This is a genomic window from Vibrio sp. YT-19(2023), assembly GCF_033337395.1.
The window spans coordinates 1-937 of sequence record NZ_JAWOQN010000219.1; the positions used below are offsets into that span (position 1 = coordinate 1).

2 protein-coding genes are annotated in these 937 nt (G+C 52.5%); both read left to right on the forward strand.

Annotated features, from left to right (window positions below):
• A partial coding sequence (locus R7E78_RS24980) for a nitrilase-related carbon-nitrogen hydrolase (RefSeq protein ID WP_318058454.1) occupies positions 1-590 on the forward strand: 590 nt, incomplete at its 5' end.
• Between the two features lie 12 nt (positions 591-602).
• Positions 603-937 (forward strand): agmatine deiminase family protein (locus R7E78_RS24985; RefSeq protein WP_318058455.1); only part of this gene is annotated, 335 nt, incomplete at its 3' end.

The following is a 937-nucleotide window of genomic DNA, read 5'->3' on the forward strand; positions in this document are numbered from 1 at the left end:
AAGCGGGCAACACGTTTTTTAACTCGCTAGTGATGATAGATGCCGATGGCACGGTACTAGATAACTACCGCAAGTCACACATTCCTGACGGCCCGGGCTACAGCGAGAAATACTACTTTAGCCCTGGCGATACCGGTTTCAAAGTGTGGCAAACCAAGTTCGGTAAGTTCGGTGCTGGCATTTGCTGGGACCAATGGTTTCCAGAGCTTGCGCGCAGCTTGGCTCTGCACGGCGCGGAAGCAATTTTCTATCCAACCGCAATCGGGTCTGAGCCTCAAGATCCAACACTGGACTCACGTGATCACTGGCAACGTACAATGCAAGGTCACTCGGCAGCAAACCTCGTTCCAGTGATTGCATCAAACCGAGTGGGCACTGAGGTCGATGATGGCATCGAGACCACGTTCTACGGCTCTTCTTTTATCACTGACCACACTGGTGCAAAAATTGCCGAAGCACCACGTGAAGGTGAAACCATCATTTACGCAGAAATTGACCTCGCTGCGACAGCGAAAGCGCGTCACGCATGGGGCTTGTTCCGCGACCGTCGTCCAGACCTTTACACCAGCGTTGGCAAACTAGCCGTTTAAAGAGGCGTTAAAGTGAAGTTATCGACAACACCAGCGCAAAATGGCTTCTATTTTCCGGCTGAGTTTCAGCCGGTTAGTGAAGTTTGGCTAGCATGGCCAGAAAGGAAAGACAACTGGCGTGATGACGCATTACCCGCGCAAGAAACCTTTGCCAGAATCGCGAACTTAATCGCGGAAGTGACCAAGGTGTGCGTGGCGGTATGCTCGCACAACTTTGACCGAGCGCGTCAAATGCTCCACTCAGACGTACGTTTGGTGGAAATCCCATTTAACGATGCGTGGATGCGCGATATTGGACCGACCGTGCTTGTGAATCAGGCGGGCGAGCGCCGTGGGATTAGTTGGCA